Origin of the sequence: Streptomyces sp. NPDC001137 (genome assembly GCF_040298885.1) — a bacterium.
Lineage (GTDB): Bacteria > Actinomycetota > Actinomycetes > Streptomycetales > Streptomycetaceae > Streptomyces.
This window is the reverse complement of the sequence record NZ_JBEPBA010000001.1, coordinates 534337-549651: the sequence shown is the minus strand read 5'-3', so window position 1 is coordinate 549651 and position 15315 is coordinate 534337. Positions and strand designations below refer to the sequence as shown.

Sequence of the window (15315 nt, the reverse complement as noted above, 5' to 3'; positions counted from 1 at the left end):
CGGCACGCCCGCACCGTACGATCGCCGTTCTAACCCGCGGTAACCCCGAAGCCGCACACCGCTGGTGAACGTCTCGGTACGCGCAGTACGTACAACAGCACAGCGGTACCGAGCTGCACGCCCCAGGAGCTGCCATGTCCGTGTCCGTGCCCTACCCGTCCGCGTCCGACTACGACGGCGTGCCCCAGTTGGTGGCGCCCGAAATACGGCGGCTGGACGGCGAAGTGCGTGAGGCGTCGGTGCCGCCGCTCGTCCCGCCGCCCACCCATGGTTCGCTCGCCGACCTGCCGTTCGACAACGCGGAGGCGGCACCCGAGGCCCGCGTCCTCAGCCGCCGTACCCAGGACGGGGAGTGGGCGGACGTGACCGCGGCGGAGTTCGCGGAGCAGGTCCTGGCCCTGGCCAAGGGGCTGATCTCGGAAGGGCTGGTGGCAGGCGACCGCATCGCCGTCATGGCGCGGACGATCTACGAGTGGACGCTCCTCGACTTCGCCGCCTGGGCCGCAGGCCTCGTCACCGTCCCGATCTACCCGACCTCCTCGGTCTACCAGACCCGTTGGATCCTCCAGGACTCCGGCGCGGTGGCCCTGGTGACGGAGACCGCGGGGCAGGCGTCGGCCCTCGGCCCGGAGCTCAGCCGTCTGCCCGATCTGAAGCACATGTGGGTCGTGGAGAAGGGACACCTGGAGCGGCTGGCCGAGCTCGGCGCGCCCGTCCCCGACCAGGAAGTCGCCGTGCGCCGCGGGATGTTGGTGCCCGACACGCTCGCCACGGTCGTCTACACCTCGGGCACCACCGGCCGCCCCAAGGGCTGCGTACTCACGCACGGCAATTTCCTCGCCGAGGTCGACAACGCGACCGAACTCCTCTACCCCATCTTCAAGTCGAAGTCGGAAGACCCGGCCACGCTCCTCTTCCTGCCCATGTCGCACGTCTTCGGCCGCATGGTGGCGATCGCCTGTATCCGTGCCCGGGTCCGCCTGGGCCACGCCGCGAGCCTCCAGGCGGACGACCTCCTGGCCGACCTCGGCACCTTCCGCCCGACCTTCCTCCTCTGCATCCCGTACATGCTGGAGAAGGTCTACAACAACGCCCGTGCCAAGGCGGAGATCGGCGGCCGGGTCTCCGCCTTCGACCGCGCGGCGAGCGTGGCCGTCCGCTACGGCGAGGCGATGGAGGCCCGGCACGCCGGCACCGGCTCCGGCCCCGGCGCCTCCCTCAAGGCGTCCCGCGCCTTCTACGACCCGCTCGTCTACCGGCGCATCCGCAACGCGATGGGCGGCCGCATCCGCCACATCATCTCCGGCGGCTCCCCGCTCGGCCGCCGCCTTGCCGCCTTCTACGCGGGCGCCGGCCTGGAGATCTACGAGGGCTACGGCCTGACCGAGTCCACCGGGGCCGCCACGGTCACCCCGCCCCTCAAGCCCCGCCTGGGCACGGTGGGCTGGCCCATGCCCGGCACGAAGGTCCGCATCGCGGCGGACGGCGAGATCCTCCTCCAGGGCGGCCAGGTCTTCCGCGGCTACTGGGACCCGCACGGTGGCGGAGTGATCCCCTCCTCGGCGGACGGCTGGTTCCCGACGGGCGACATCGGCCGCCTCGACGACGAGGGCTACCTCACGATCACCGGCCGCAAGAAGGAGATCCTGATCACGGCGGGCGGCAAGAACACCGCACCGGCCCCACTGGAGAACTGGCTCCGCTCGCACCCCCTGATCTCCCAGTGCATGGTCGTCGGCGACCGCCGCCCGTACATCGCCGCCCTCATCACCCTCGACATGGAGGGCGTCAGCCACTGGCGCCGGATGAACGGCCGGCACCCCGTCCCCGCGGAACTCCTCGTCGACGACGAGGAGTTGAGGGCGATCCTGCAACGTGCGGTCGACGAGGCGAACAAACTGGTCTCCCGCCCGGAGTCCATCCGGCGCTTCGTCATCGTCTCCCGGGACTTCACGGAGGAGGAGGGCCATCTGACCCCGTCGATGAAGCTGCGGCGGGAGGCCGTGATGCGGGACTTCTCCGCGGAGATCGAGGCTCTGTACGAGCGGTGAGCCGCCGCTTGTGAATCTCTCGTACGTCGCCGATGGCGGCGATGCCGGTCTGCGGTCTGGTTGTAGTCCATGGCGAAGTCCTCGTACCGCTTCTGCCTCCGGCCTTGACTTCCCAAGACCCCCGCGCCACATTCCCACCCCGCACCTCCGCACCTGCGCAACTCACCCCACCCCACGTCCGGTTGGAGCGACCTGCCATGGTCACGAGCGCGGAACCCGTGAGACGTACAGCACGACCCACCCGGAGGCAGGTGCTCGGTACCGCGGGTGCCACCGGTCTCGCCCTGGCCGCAGGCGCGGGTCCCGGCGCCCGCACGGCCACCGCCGCCGACCTCCCCCTCCTCGGCACCCATGACGTCGTCGTGATCGGCTCCGGCGCGGCCGGAATGACCGCCGCGCTCACGGCGGCCAAGCGGGGACTGAGCACCGTCGTGGTCGAAAAGGCCCCCACCTTCGGCGGATCCGCCGCCCGTTCCGGTGCCGGTATCTGGATCCCCAACAACCCCGTGATCCTCGCGGCCGGTGTCCCGGACACCCCCGCCAAGGCCGCCGCCTACCTCGCCGCGGTCGTCGGCCCGGACGTGCCCGTCGCCCGGCAGAGCGCCTTCCTCGCCCACGGCCCCGACATGATCTCCTTCGTCATGGCCAACAGCCCGCTCCGCTTCCGCTGGATGGAGGGGTACAGCGACTACTACCCGGAGCTGCCGGGCGGTCTGCCGGGCGGCCGCTCCATCGAGCCCGCCCAGTTCGACGGCAACCTCCTCGGTGCCGAACTCGCTCATCTCAATCCGCCGTACATGCAAGTCCCTTCCGGCATGGTCGTGTTCAGCGCCGACTACAAGTGGCTCGCCCTCGCCGCCGTGAGTGTCAAGGGCGCCGCCGTGGCCGCCGAGTGCCTGGCGCGCGGCACGAAGGCGGCGCTGCTGGGGCAGACGCCGTTGACCATGGGGCAGTCGCTGGCCGCCGGGTTGCGCAAGGGACTGCTGGACGCGGGCGTTCCCGTCCGGCTGGGCACCCCGCTCACCGACCTGTTCGTCGAGGGCGGTGCCGTCACCGGGGCGGTGGTCACGCAGGACGGCGCCCCCGGTCTCGTACGCGCCCGCCGTGCCGTGGTCGTCGGCTCCGGCGGCTTCGAGCACAACGGTGCCATGCGCGCCCAGTACCAGCGGCAGCCCATCGGGACGGAATGGACGGTCGGCGCGAAGGAGAACACCGGCGACGGCATCCGGGCGGGCCGGCAACTGGGCGCCGCACTCGCCCTCATGGACGACGCCTGGTGGGGACCGGCCATCCCGCTCCCCGACCAGCCCTACTTCTGTCTCGCCGAACGCACCCTCCCCGGCGGCCTGCTCATCAACCGGGCGGGCTTCCGCTTCGTCAACGAGGCCGGGCCCTACAGCGACGTCGTCCACACCATGTACGACCGCGACCCCACCGACCCGGACATCCCGGCCTGGCTGATCGTCGACCAGAACTACCGCAACCGGTACCTGTTCAAGGACGTCGCCCCGACCCTCACCTTCCCCGACGACTGGTACACCTCGGGGGCGGCGCACAAGGCCTGGACCCTCGATGCCCTCGCCGCCTCCGTCGGCGTCCCCGCCGCGGCACTGCGCGCCACGGTCGGCCGCTTCAACTCCCTTGCCCTCAAAGGGACCGACAGCGACTTCCACCGCGGTGACAGCGCCTACGACCACTACTACACGGACCCCTCCGTCCTCCCCAACTCCTGCCTCGCACCTCTGTGGCTGCCGCCCTACTACGCCTTCCGCATCGTCCCCGGGGATCTGGGGACGAAGGGCGGGCTGGTCACGGACGCGCGGGCGCGGGTGCTGCGTCCGGACGGCTCGGTGATCCCGGGTCTGTACGCCGCGGGGAACGCCAGCGCCGCCGTGATGGGACACAGCTACGCCGGGGCCGGCTCCACGATCGGGCCCGCGATGACGTTCGGGTACATCGCGGCGCTGGACATCGCCGGGGTGCTCTAGGAGGCCACCGCTGCCGGCTTCCGGGCTATGAGGAAGGCCTGCGGGCAGGCCTCCTCCAGGCTTTCCTCCGGCTCCCGGACCGTCTGCGACAGGAGCGTGAAGCCCGCGTCCGCCAACAGCCGGACCATGTCCTCCGGTCGGCGGCGCCTGAAGGTCAGTGAGACCGGACGGCCCCAGGGGCGGTCGTGGTGACGGTGCTTGTCGCCCGCCTGGAAGCCGAGCAGGAGGTGGCCGCCGGGTGCGAGCACCCGGTGGAACTCGGCGAACAGGGCGGGCAGTTCGTCCGCGGGGGTGTGGATGGAGGAGTACCAGGAGAGCGCCCCGGCCAGTGCCCCGTCGGGGAGGTCCAGGTCCAGCATCGAGCCCTGCTCGAAACGCAGCCGCGGGTTCTCCCGGCGGGCGACCGCCAGCATCGACTCCGACAGGTCGAGGCCGAAGACGTCCAGTCCGAGCGAGGCGAGGCGGGCCGTCGTCCGCCCCGGACCGCACCCGAGATCCGCCACCGGCCCCTGGCCACCGACGAGTTCGGCGAACGCCCGGACTATCGCCCGCTCCAGCGGCCTGTCCGCGAGCTCGCGCTCGAACCGGGCGGCGTAGTCCTCGGCCACGGCGTCGTAGAACGCCCGGGTCCTGGTGACGAAGTCGGGTTCGGGCGCGCTCTCGTCGCGGATCTCGGTCATGGTCAAAACGGTAGCGACCACCACTGACAACCGACCGCCCCGCTCACCCCACCCCCACCCCCCGCAGCACCGCCGCCGTCCCCGCGGCGCCGAGCACCACCACCGCGAACGGGGCCCTCCGCCATGCCAGTAGGCCCCCGGCCAGCACTCCGGCCGGACGCGCCCACCCCGCGAAGTCGCCGCTCTCCGTGAGGGCGCCCGTCGTCAGCAGGGCGGCCAGCAGCACGACCGCTGCCGTCGACAGCAGCTCCTGCACCCGCGCGGGAAGCTCCACGCGCCCGTGCAGCGCCGGACCCACCAGCCGGAAGGCGTACGTCCCGGCCGCCAGGGCCAGGATCAGCGCGACCGTGGCGCTCATGCGCAGACCCCCTTGCGGCCGTGCAGGACCAGTCCCACCAGCGCCAGCAGCACCGGCACCCCCGCCGGGACAGCCGGCGTCACCGCGAGGGCCACGGCGGCGCCGAGCAGCGCGCATCGCCGTATCCGCGCATCCCCGCGCAGGGTGGGCAGCACCAGGGCCACCAGCACCGCGGGGAAGGCCGCGTCCAGGCCGTACGTCGCCGTGTCGCCCAGCGCGCCCCCGGCCAGCGCTCCGGCCAGGACGCCCACGTTCCATACGACGAACAGGCCGATCCCCGAGACCCAGAACGCCCTCCGCCGTCGTACCGGATCGGCCTGGGCCAGGGCGAAGGCCACCGTCTCGTCGGTGACCAGGTGGGCGCCGATCAGGCGGGTGAGGCGGCCCGGCCCGAGGGTGTCGGCGATCGCGAGGCTGAAGGCCGCCGTACGGGTGTTGAGGAGCAGACCGGTGGCCGCCGCGGCGATCGGGCCACCCCCCGCCAGCAGCACGCCGACCGCGCTGAACTGGGCGGAGCCCGCGTAGACCACGAGGGACATCACCACGGGCACCCACACCGGCAGACCCCCGGCCACGGCGATCGCGCCGAAGGAGACACCGACGATGCCGCTGGCCAGCCAGACGAGCGAGGCGTCGCGGATCAGATCCCGCGGCGGGGCGAGGGACGACGGGCCGGACCTTCGGGGCGTTCGCCATACCGTACGCATGTTCTCTAGAATGAACGCCAGAGCCTCTGTTCGTCAAGACGAACGGTCGTACCGATGGAGCGAACATGACGTCCGATGTGCCACCCCGGCTCCCCCTGGACTGGATCGCGGCCGCGCTGCGCCGCGAGCGCACCCGTGCCGGGCTGTCCCTCTCCGAGCTGGCCAAGCGGGCCGGCATCGCGAAGTCGACGTTGTCGCAGCTGGAGGGCGGGAGCGGAAACCCGAGCGTGGAGACGCTGTGGGCGCTGGGGGTGGCCCTGGGGGTGCCGTTCAGCGCGCTGGTGGAGCCGCCCGCCCCGGCCGTGCATGTGATCCGGGCCGGAGAAGGGCCGGTCGTGGCCTCCGAACGGGCGGACTACCGGGCCACCCTGCTGTCCGCGAGCCCGCCCGGCGCCCGGCGCGACATCTACCACCTGCGTGCGGAGCCGGGACCCGCCCGTGTGTCGGAGCCGCACATCCCGGGCTCGGTGGAGCACCTGATCGTGTCCACGGGGAGGCTGAAGGCCGGGCCGGCGGGGGAGGCCGAGGAACTCGGGCCGGGGGACTACATGACGTATCGCGGGGACGTGCCGCACTCGTACGAGGCACTGGCGCCCGGGACGACGTTCGTGCTGGTCATGCAGCACGTATGAGCTGAACGAAGCGGGAAAGGCAGGAGCCCCGCCGCCTTGCGGCGCGGGGCTCCTTGGGTACTGCTCTCAGTTCCGGATCAAAGCACCAGGCTCCGAGACCGAATGATCAGACGGGGGTGACGTTCTCCGCCTGCGGGCCCTTCGGGCCCTGGGTCACGTCGAAGGAGACCTGCTGGTTCTCCTCCAGCGAGCGGAAGCCGCTCGCGTTGATGGCGGAGTAGTGGACGAACACGTCCGGGCCGCCACCTTCCTGGGCGATGAAGCCAAAGCCCTTTTCGGCGTTGAACCACTTCACGGTTCCGGTAGCCATAAGCCCTCCTTGGGCCCAAAGGGTTGCCCTGCTCCAGAACCTGCAAGTGTGAAAACAGTGCCGCACAACTGCATACGTCTGAAAACGACGAGAGCCCGCGGTTACATGCTCCGCAGGCTCTGTACTGCAAGGGAAACCAAACTGCAACTTGCGGCGAGCCTAGCACGCGGGCAGCCGAAAGCAATAGAGGGCAAGATCACGTCCCCCAGACGTTTGAAGATCGTCCGGGTGGTGTTGACGGGGCACCGGAGACGGCGACACACCACCCTGAAGGCTGCACCGTACCCCATGGGGTCTAGCCTCGCGATGTGGACAATTCTCGCACCCGGCCGCGCGTCGGCCACATCCAGTTCCTGAACTGCCTGCCCCTGTACTGGGGGCTCGCGAGAACGGGCACGCTCCTCGACTTCGAGCTGACGAAGGACACCCCCGAGAAGCTCAGCGAGCAGCTGGTGCAGGGAGACCTCGACATCGGTCCCATCACCCTCGTCGAGTTCCTCAAGAACGCGGACGACCTGGTCGCCTTCCCGGACATCGCGGTGGGATGCGACGGACCGGTGATGTCCTGCGTGATCGTCTCGCAGGTCCCGCTGGACGAGCTGGACGGCGCCCGGGTCGCGCTCGGCTCGACCTCGCGCACCTCCGTCCGTCTCGCCCAGCTCCTCCTGGCCGACCGCTACGGCGTCCAGCCCGACTACTACACCTGCCCGCCCGACCTCAGCCTGATGATGCAGGAGGCCGAGGCGGCCGTACTCATCGGCGACGCGGCCCTGCGGGCGAACCTCCACGACGGGCCGCGCTTCGGCCTCCAGGTGCACGACCTCGGCACACTCTGGAAGGAGTGGACCGGGCTGCCGTTCGTGTTCGCGGTCTGGGCGGCGCGCCGGGACTACCTGGAGCGCGAGCCGGAGATCACCCGCAAGGTCCACGAGGCCTTCCTCGCCTCCCGCAACCTCTCCCTGGAGGAGGTCGGCAAGGTCGCCGAACAGGCGGCCCGCTGGGAGGAGTTCGACGAGCGGGTCCTGGAGCAGTACTTCACCACGCTCGACTTCCGCTTCGGCGGGCCGCAGCTGGCCGCGGTCGCCGAGTTCGCCCGGCGGATCGGTCCGACGACCGGCTTCCCCGCGGACGTGAAGGTGGATCTGCTGCAGCCGTAAGCGGTTCGGGAACGGCGCACTACCCTTTTCTCGTCGTTACGGGGGATACGGGGGAGGGGTGGACGCCATGCAGCCGCTCGGAGCCGACGAGCCCACCGTCGTGGGGCCCTACCGGCTGCTCGGCCGGCTCGGCTCCGGCGGGATGGGCCGCGTCTACCTGGGCCGCAGCGCCGGGGGCCGCACGGTCGCGGTCAAGATCGTGCACCCGCACTTCGCGCTCGACGAGGAGTTCCGCGCCCGCTTCCGCCGCGAGGTGGAGGCCGCGCGGCGGGTGGGCGGCGCCTGGACGGCCCCGGTGCTCGACGCGGACCCGGGGGCGGCCGTCCCCTGGGTGGCCACGGCGTACGCGGCGGGTCCGTCGCTGGCGTCGGCGATCGCGGACGGCGGCCCGCTGCCGGCTCATTCGGTACGGGTGCTGGGTGCGGGGCTGGCGGAGGCGCTGGCGGCGGTGCACGAACTGGGCCTGGTGCACCGGGACGTCAAGCCCTCCAACGTCCTGCTGACGCTCGACGGCCCGCTGCTGATCGACTTCGGTATCGCGCGGGCGACGGACGGTACGGCCTCCCTGACGTCCACCGGCGTGTCCATCGGCTCGCCCGGATACATGTCGCCCGAGCAGATCCTCGGGAAAGGGGCCACGGGAGCAGCCGACGTCTTCTCGCTGGGCGCGGTGCTGGCGTATGCGGCGACCGGGGAGCCTCCGTTCCCCGGGGACTCGTCCGCGGCCCTGCTCTACAAGGTCGTCCACGAGGAGCCCGAACTCGGCTCGCTGAGCGGTGAGTTGCGGGACGTGGCGGAGGCGTGCCTGGTCAAGGAGCCGGGCCGGCGGCCGACGCCCGGTGAGGTGGCACGGCGGCTGGCTCCCGAGGGGGCGGCGCGGCTGGTGGCGGCCGGGTGGCTGCCGGGGACGCTGGTGGAACAGGTGAGCCGCAGTGTCGTGAAGCTGCTGAACCTGGAGGCGGGGGACGAGGCGGCCTCGGGGCCGGTGGCATTCGGCAGCCCTTCGGTCGGGAACGCGGTGACGGCGGGCGGGGAAGGAGCCGGGCGGTCGACGGCCGGCCGGGAGGTGACCGGGCAGCCGACGATGGGGGAGTTCGGGCCGGCGCCGGTCATGCCGACGGCTGCGTCGCTCTCCGGCCCTTCCGGTTCCGCGCCCGCACCCGCGGCTTCTGCCTCTTCCACTCCCGCGTCTGCCGCCTCTGTGCCCGAGCCGCGGGACGCCCCTCCCGTCGAGCAGCACCCCGGCAGGGTCAGCGTGACCGTGACGGCCGCGTCCACGACGGGCGACGGCGGGCGTGGGCGGCGGCTGAGCTGCACGGTGGCACTGGCGGTCGCGGGGGCCTTGGCGGCCGTGACGGTGGGGTCGGTCTTCCTGTTCCACCTGCTGCCGGGCAACGGGGAGAACGACGGGGGCAGTTCCGGAAGCGGTGCGTACTCCCCTGGGCCGGGCGCCACTTCGAGTGCCTCACCCAGCGCCGACTCCACCACCGCCGCCGACGGCGCCGCCGTCCCCGCCGGTTACCTCGGCACCTGGGAGGGCCAGGGCCTCGTCCTCGACGGTGCCCTGCCCGCGGGCACCTTCCGGGTGACGGTCCATCAGGCGGTCGTGGGCGAGGAGGTGGGCAGGGTCCGGCAGACCGACCAGCTCGGGGGCGTCTGCAACGACGTACTGACCCTGAAGAAGGTGACGAAGCAGGAGCTCGTCACGACGTCGGTGGGTGCCAAGTCCAACCACGCGGGGTGCAACCCGGTGGCGCACACGGTGCGGTTGGCCCGGGAGGGCAACGACCTCATGTACATGTCGGACAGCGACGCGGAGGGGAAGCCCAAGGCGCGGATGTCGAAGGTCAAGTAGACGAAGCCCAGGTCAGGGGTTGTTGCCCCAGAGGGACGTGTCGTCGCTCCTGAGGCTGGGAACCCCGCCGTACGTCCCGCCGCCCGCGGTCACCAGCGGGGCGGGGAGCTGGTCCTCCAGCACACCTCCGCGGACCTGGACGATCGTGCTGTCGTGGTCGGTCCTGCCCGGTTTGAACGTCCTGCCCTCGATCGCCGCCTTCAGGTAGGAGAGGGCGTACTTCGCGTAGAGGTCGGCGGGCTGGGAGACCGTGGCGTCGATCTTGCCCTGGGCGATGTACTGGAGCTCTCTGGGGGTGCCGTCGTTGGAGACGACGAACACGTGCCTGTCGTCCTTCGGACCGACCAGCAGACCCTGCTGCCTGAGCACCTGCAGGGTGCCGGAGAGCATGGAGCTGGCCTCCATGTAGACGCCCTTGATGTCGGGGTGAGCGGTGAGATCCGTCTGCAGCTTCCGGGCCGCGACCGCCCCGTCCCAGCCGGTCGCCTCGCCGAAGACCTCGATCCTGGGGTAGTTCTTCTTCATGCACCCGCTGAACCCCTCGGTGCGGTCCCGGGCATTGATCGAGGCGAGGTCGCCTTCGAGCATGACGACCTTGCCCTCACCGCCCAGCTTGGTGCCGAGGAACCGGCAGGCCTTCTCGCCGTATGCGCGGTTGTCGGCGCGGACGATCATGTAGACGCGGCCGGTGTCGGGGCGGGTGTCCAGGGTGACCACGGGAATCTTCTGGGCGGACAACTGCCGCAGGACGGGCCCGATGGCACCCGTGCTCTGCGGAGCCATCGCCACGCCCTTCACCCCGTGGATGATGAGCGTCTGCACGTTGGCGGCGAGATTGCCGACGTCGTTCTGCGAGTTGGTCGTCTCCAGCCGCAGGCCGAGTTCCTTGGCGAACTTAGGGGTGTACTTGATGTACGAGGTCCAGAAGTCGGTGTCGGAGCGGGGATAGTCGACACCCACCACCGGGGCACCCTTCGCGCCGCCCCCCGAGTCGGTACCGGAGCCACCGCACGCGCTGAGCGCGGCGACGGCGAGGACGGCGACAGCGCCGAGACCGCGATGTCCGAGGCATCTCTTCACGGCGGGCTCCCCTTGGGGACGGTTTCCTGCCGGAGATCAGGCCCGGGGGCGGACCGGCGGCCCGTGCATGCCGCCGTCGGCGACGGGATCAGCACCTGTGGTGGCAGCGGGGAGCGGGCTCGCGAGGTACGCGTTCCGGTGTGGTTTCCGCTGCTCATCAGGCCTCCTCGCCACCACTGTAGACGTCGTGCCCACCCGACCGGCGGGTGCTCGGCCGACGCACCGTGCCCGTGTGACCACGGCGGGTCGTCGCGTCGGCGGGTCCGTGGTGGCGGCGGGTCTACTCCGAGCCGTGCCCCGCGCTGTCGTGCTGGTTCCCGCAGCCGTCCCCCGGAGGTGCGGAGACCGGTGGGGCGGTGGGCGCGGACCCGGATGGCGGCTCGGTCCCCGCGGGGCTGGGAGTCGGGTCCTGGGGGTCCTCAACAGGCCCGGGCTCCACGGGAGTCGGGGTCTCGGGCTGCGATGCGGGCGGGGAGGAGGGGACGGCCGGGGTTTCCGGCGCGTCCTCGCCGGGAGGTTCCGGATACTCCTGGGCCGGAGGTGGCGGGGTCTTGGGGGGTTGCTTGGTGGGAGGTGCCGGGGTCTTCGGAGGCTGCTTGGTGGGAGGCGCCGAGGTCTTCGGAGGCTGCTTGGTCGGAGGTGCTGGGGTCTTGGGGGGCTGTTCGGTGGGAGGTGCCGGGGTCTTCGGGGGCTGCTTGGTGGGAGGTGCCGGGGTCTTCGGGGGAGCCGGATCCGTGCCCTTCGGTGCGGGCGCGGTCGGCGCCTCCGGCGCGGTTCTGGTGGGCGGTGGTGTGTCGTCCGGCCTGCCGTTGTCGGTCGTGTGCACGCGCTCGCTGCTCGGAACGCCGGCCGCACGGGTCGACGCACCGGCCTTCTTCGGTGCCCCACTCCCGCCGCCCCTCGCCGGCGCCTCGGCCACCGGGGCGTGAGCCACGGGCGCGTCGGCCACCGGCGTCCGGTGCGGAATCCGGCCCGATTCGGCCGGGCCGAGGACGAGCAGGAGCGCGGCGGCGCTCGCCACGACCGCCCCGGCAGCCGCCGCCACCTGCGTCTTCGAACCGCCGACCGCCGCTTGGCGCACTCCGTGCAGCAGCCCGGCGTGCCCGCCGGCCGCCGTCGCCGCACCGGCGGACCCGGCGGCGAAGGCGAGCAGGAACTTGCCCGCACCGCCCACCGCGAACACGAGAAGCGCCGGCCCGACGAGCGCGGGCAGCCGGTCGTTGGCGCTCATCAGCGCGGCCAGCCGCGCCCGGCAGTCGTCGCACGCGTCCACATGCCCGAGCAGCCGCTCGGACTGCTTCGCCGTGGCCGCACCCCGTACATACGCGGGCATCCGTGCCCAGTACACCTGGCACGCGGGGTCGTCGGGCGCACCGGTCTGCGTCCGCAGGAACGCCTGCCGCATACCCTCCCGGGCCCGGTGCAACAGCACGGCCGTGGCGCCCTCCTTGGTCCCGAGCTGCGGACCGATCGCGGCCAGCGGCTGTCCCTCCGCCTCGGCCAGCCACAGCGCCTTCACCCACCGCTCGGGCAACTGCCCCAGCACCCGTACCACCAGGTCGACGGAGGACACCCGCTCGGCTGGGTCGTCCGTGTGCGGATGAGCGTCCGTCTCGCCCCGCTCCTCGCCGTGCGGGTCCCGCGGCGTCTCGCGCACCGCGCTCCCCGCGGCGATCGCGAGGTGCCGCACCGTCGTCATCAGATACGCCGGCACGTTGTCGATCTCGTGCCCCGCGGCCAGCCGCCGCCACACCCGGAAGTGCGCCTCGGCGACCAGGTCTTCGGCGGTCCAGGCGTTCCGGGTGAGCGAGCGGGCGTAGGCGACGAGTCGCGGCTGCTGTTCCTCATAGATCCGGGCATACGCAGCCGTGGCGGCATGGGACGCGGAAGCCGGTGCGGACACTGCAGTGGAACCGTCGGACATGGCGGAACGCTCCAGTTGCCTACTACTGAGGGCGAGGAAGATTTGTAAGCCTAGATGGCAAAAGGTTCAATCAAAGTTGCGGCGTATTGCCGATGTGACGCACGTCACGAGAGTTGATTTCCGTTACGGCGTAATACCCGCCCCCCGAAGGGGCTCCCAAGAGATGCACAGGCCCAACGGGCCGCCGCAGAACCCGACATGCTCGAAATGCTCTAGATGCCCGAAAAGGGAGCCCCCTCGTGTACATAGCCCTGGAGCAGCCCACCGGCGCCCACCTGCTCACCCCAGACCAGCAGGAGTTGGCGGTGCCCGTCACCCTCCGATATCTCTCCGACGACCCGCTGGCGGTGCATCTCGTCTTCCCGGCCTGGATCTCGCTCGACGAGGAGGAGGTGACCTGGACCTTCGCCCGCAGCCTCCTGGAGGAGGGCCTGGGCGGCCCCGCGGGTCTCGGCACGGTACGGCTCCGCCCCTACGGCCCGGCCCACACCGTCGTGGAACTCCACGCCCCGCAGGGCATTGCCGCGGTCCGCTTCGAAACCACCGCCCTGCACCGCTTCCTGCTCCGCTCCTACACGGTCACCGAGCCGGGCGGCGAGCCCCTGGAACCGGCCCTCGACCGGGGGCTCGCCTCTCTGTTCGGCGCTGTGTGAGGCTGGGGGGCACCATTTCGCCGGCCAACGACCCCCGGGACGGATGAAGTTGCTGATCGCCGTCGCCGCGCTCTGGGGCGCGGCAGCAGGGGTGTTGCTGCCGCGGGCCGCCCACCGGTTCTCCGTGCAGTCGTGCGGCCCGGGCGTCCTCGCCCTCACCACCGCGTCCCTCTGTGCCGCCCTCGCCGCCGCCACCGGCACCCGCCTCGAACTCGGTGTCTGGCTGCTGCTCGGGCCCGTCGGGGTGCTGCTGGCGGTCGTCGACCTGAGGCTGCGGCGACTGCCCGACGCTCTGACGCTGCCGCTCGCGGGCGCGGTCCTCGTGCTGCTCGGAGCGGTGGCACCGCTGCCCGAACACGCCGGTGACTGGACGACGGCGCTGTACGGCGCCCTCGCGCTCGGCGGGTTCCTTTTCGTGCTGTCCCTCATCGAGCCGGACGGCATGGGCCTGGGGAACGTCAAGCTGGCGCTCGGGCTGGGCGCCGCCCTGGGGTGGTACGGCTGGCCCACGCTCATGCTCGGCACCCTCGCTGCGTTCCTGCTCGGGGCGCTGTACGGGGGCACGGTCGCCGTCACGGGGCGGGCCGGGCGGGAGGAGGCAGTCGCGTTCGGGCCGTTCCTGCTCGGCGGGGCGTTTCTCGGGCTGCTGATCGGGGCGTACACGGCCTGACGTAGGCTGGGCTGGTCTGTCCACAACCCTTGACGAAAGGGACGCCCCGGTGACCGAGAAGGCCGACCTTCAGTCCGTCCTCGACCGTGCCGCGGCCGGTGGTCGGATCACCCCCGAAGAGGCACTCGACCTCTACCGCGACGCCCCGCTGCATGCGCTGGGCGCCGCCGCCGACGCCGTGCGCCGCCGTAAGTACGCCGGCACCGAGCACATCGCGACGTACATCATCGAGCGCAACATCAACTACACGAACGTGTGTGTCACGGCGTGCAAGTTCTGCGCCTTCTACGCCGCTCCCAAGGACACCGCCAAGGGCTGGACGCGGGATCTGGACGACATCCTGCGGCGCTGCGCGGAGACCGTCGAACTCGGCGGCACCCAGATCATGTTCCAGGGCGGGCACCACCCGGACTACGGCGTCGAGTACTACGAGAAGCACTTCGCCGCCATCAAGAAGGAGTTCCCGCAGCTCGTCATCCACAGCCTGGGGGCGAGCGAGGTCGAGCACATGGCCCGGATCTCCAAGGTGAGCGTGGAGGAGGCCATCTCCCGTATTCACGCGGCCGGGCTCGACTCCTTCGCGGGCGCCGGTGCCGAGCTGCTTCCCGAGCGGCCGCGCAAGGCCATCGCGCCGCTCAAGGAGTCCGGCGAGCGCTGGCTGGAGATCATGGAGACCGCGCACCGCCTGGGGGTCGAGTCGACGTCCACCATGCTCATGGGCACGGGCGAGACCAACGCCGAGCGGATCGAGCACCTGCGGATGATCCGTGACGTACAGGACCGGACGGGCGGCTTCCGCGCCTTCATCCCGTACACCTACCAGCCCGAGAACAACCACCTGAAGGGCCGCACCCAGGCCACGCTCTTCGAGTACCTGCGGATGATCGCCATCGCGCGGCTGTTCATGGACAACGTCCAGCACATCCAGGGTTCCTGGCTGACCACCGGCAAGGAGGTCGGGCAGCTGTCCCTGCACTACGGCGCCGACGACCTCGGCTCGATCATGCTGGAGGAGAACGTCGTCTCCTCGGCCGGCGCCAAGCACCGCTCCAACCGGCTCGAGATCATCGACCTGATCAGGAAGGCCGGGCGCGTTCCCGCCCAGCGGACCACGACGTACGAGCACATCGTCGTCCATGACGACCCGGCGAACGACCCCGTCGACGAGCGGGTGATGTCGCACATCTCGTCCACGGCGATCGCGGGCGGCACCGCGCATCCCGAGCTGAAGCTGCTGGCCTCCAACTGAC

The 15315-nt window shown here is 71.4% G+C and carries 14 protein-coding genes; 8 read left to right on the top strand and 6 right to left on the bottom strand.

Annotated features, from left to right (window positions below):
* Positions 1-134 precede the first annotated feature (134 nt).
* Together ABT254_RS02590 and kstD are read left to right on the top strand one after the other, a co-directional pair.
* Positions 135-2051, top strand: a complete 1917-nt coding sequence (locus ABT254_RS02590; RefSeq protein ID WP_351462648.1) for an AMP-dependent synthetase/ligase — start codon at positions 135-137, stop codon at positions 2049-2051.
* A gap of 197 nt (positions 2052-2248) precedes the next feature.
* Positions 2249-4039, top strand: a complete 1791-nt coding sequence (gene kstD / locus ABT254_RS02585) for a 3-oxosteroid 1-dehydrogenase (protein ID WP_351462646.1) — start codon at positions 2249-2251, stop codon at positions 4037-4039.
* Here the strand turns inward: kstD and ABT254_RS02580 are convergent.
* The 3 genes from ABT254_RS02580 to ABT254_RS02570 are packed head-to-tail and all read right to left on the bottom strand — an operon-like array spanning position 4036 to position 5784.
* Positions 4036-4719, bottom strand: coding sequence for a class I SAM-dependent DNA methyltransferase (locus ABT254_RS02580; protein ID WP_351462644.1), 684 nt, complete (start codon positions 4717-4719; stop codon positions 4036-4038). The genes kstD and ABT254_RS02580 overlap by 4 nt on opposite strands.
* A 43-nt stretch (positions 4720-4762) precedes the next feature.
* A complete protein-coding gene (locus ABT254_RS02575) occupies positions 4763-5077 on the bottom strand; it encodes an AzlD domain-containing protein (RefSeq protein WP_351462642.1) in 315 nt (104 codons plus the stop codon).
* Positions 5074-5784: an AzlC family ABC transporter permease gene (locus tag ABT254_RS02570; RefSeq protein WP_351462640.1), complete on the bottom strand. Its 711-nt coding sequence runs from the start codon at positions 5782-5784 to the stop codon at positions 5074-5076. The genes ABT254_RS02575 and ABT254_RS02570 overlap by 4 nt, the downstream gene beginning before the upstream one ends.
* 65 nt (positions 5785-5849) lie before the next feature.
* On the opposite strand from ABT254_RS02570, the gene ABT254_RS02565 reads away from it, so the two are divergent.
* Positions 5850-6416, top strand: coding sequence for a helix-turn-helix domain-containing protein (locus ABT254_RS02565; RefSeq protein WP_351462638.1), 567 nt, complete (start codon positions 5850-5852; stop codon positions 6414-6416).
* Positions 6417-6522: 106 nt separating this feature from the next.
* Here the strand turns inward: ABT254_RS02565 and ABT254_RS02560 are convergent, their stop codons facing one another.
* Positions 6523-6726, bottom strand: coding sequence for a cold-shock protein (locus ABT254_RS02560; RefSeq protein ID WP_003992177.1), 204 nt, complete (start codon positions 6724-6726; stop codon positions 6523-6525).
* A gap of 308 nt (positions 6727-7034) precedes the next feature.
* Between ABT254_RS02560 and ABT254_RS02555 the strand changes: the two genes are divergently transcribed.
* Both ABT254_RS02555 and ABT254_RS02550 read left to right on the top strand, forming a co-directional pair.
* The gene (locus ABT254_RS02555; protein ID WP_351462636.1) at positions 7035-7883 is read left to right on the top strand and encodes a menaquinone biosynthetic enzyme MqnA/MqnD family protein; all 849 of its coding nucleotides are present in this window, start codon (positions 7035-7037) and stop codon (positions 7881-7883) included.
* 67 nt (positions 7884-7950) lie between these two features.
* Positions 7951-9738, top strand: coding sequence for a serine/threonine-protein kinase (locus ABT254_RS02550; protein ID WP_351462634.1), 1788 nt, complete (start codon positions 7951-7953; stop codon positions 9736-9738).
* Positions 9739-9750: 12 nt separating this feature from the next.
* On the opposite strand, the gene ABT254_RS02545 is transcribed toward ABT254_RS02550, so the two are convergent.
* Positions 9751-10818 (bottom strand): sugar ABC transporter substrate-binding protein, encoded by a 1068-nt coding sequence (locus tag ABT254_RS02545; RefSeq protein ID WP_351462632.1) that lies wholly within the window; start codon positions 10816-10818, stop codon positions 9751-9753.
* Between the two features lie 280 nt (positions 10819-11098).
* Positions 11099-12742: a sigma-70 family RNA polymerase sigma factor gene (locus tag ABT254_RS02540; RefSeq protein ID WP_351462630.1), complete on the bottom strand. Its 1644-nt coding sequence runs from the start codon at positions 12740-12742 to the stop codon at positions 11099-11101.
* A gap of 239 nt (positions 12743-12981) precedes the next feature.
* Here ABT254_RS02540 and ABT254_RS02535 point away from each other — a divergent pair, with 239 nt between their 5' ends.
* Genes ABT254_RS02535 through mqnC form a run of 3 tightly spaced genes read left to right on the top strand, consistent with a single transcriptional unit; the run spans position 12982 to position 15314 of the window.
* Entirely contained in the window at positions 12982-13395 is a 414-nt protein-coding gene (locus ABT254_RS02535; RefSeq protein ID WP_351462628.1) for an SsgA family sporulation/cell division regulator, read from the top strand.
* Positions 13396-13438: 43 nt separating this feature from the next.
* A complete protein-coding gene (locus ABT254_RS02530) occupies positions 13439-14065 on the top strand; it encodes a prepilin peptidase (RefSeq protein ID WP_351462626.1) in 627 nt (208 codons plus the stop codon).
* Between the two features lie 49 nt (positions 14066-14114).
* Entirely contained in the window at positions 14115-15314 is a 1200-nt protein-coding gene (gene mqnC / locus ABT254_RS02525) for a cyclic dehypoxanthinyl futalosine synthase (RefSeq protein WP_115906557.1), read from the top strand.
* The last annotated feature ends 1 nt before the right edge of the window (position 15315 follow it).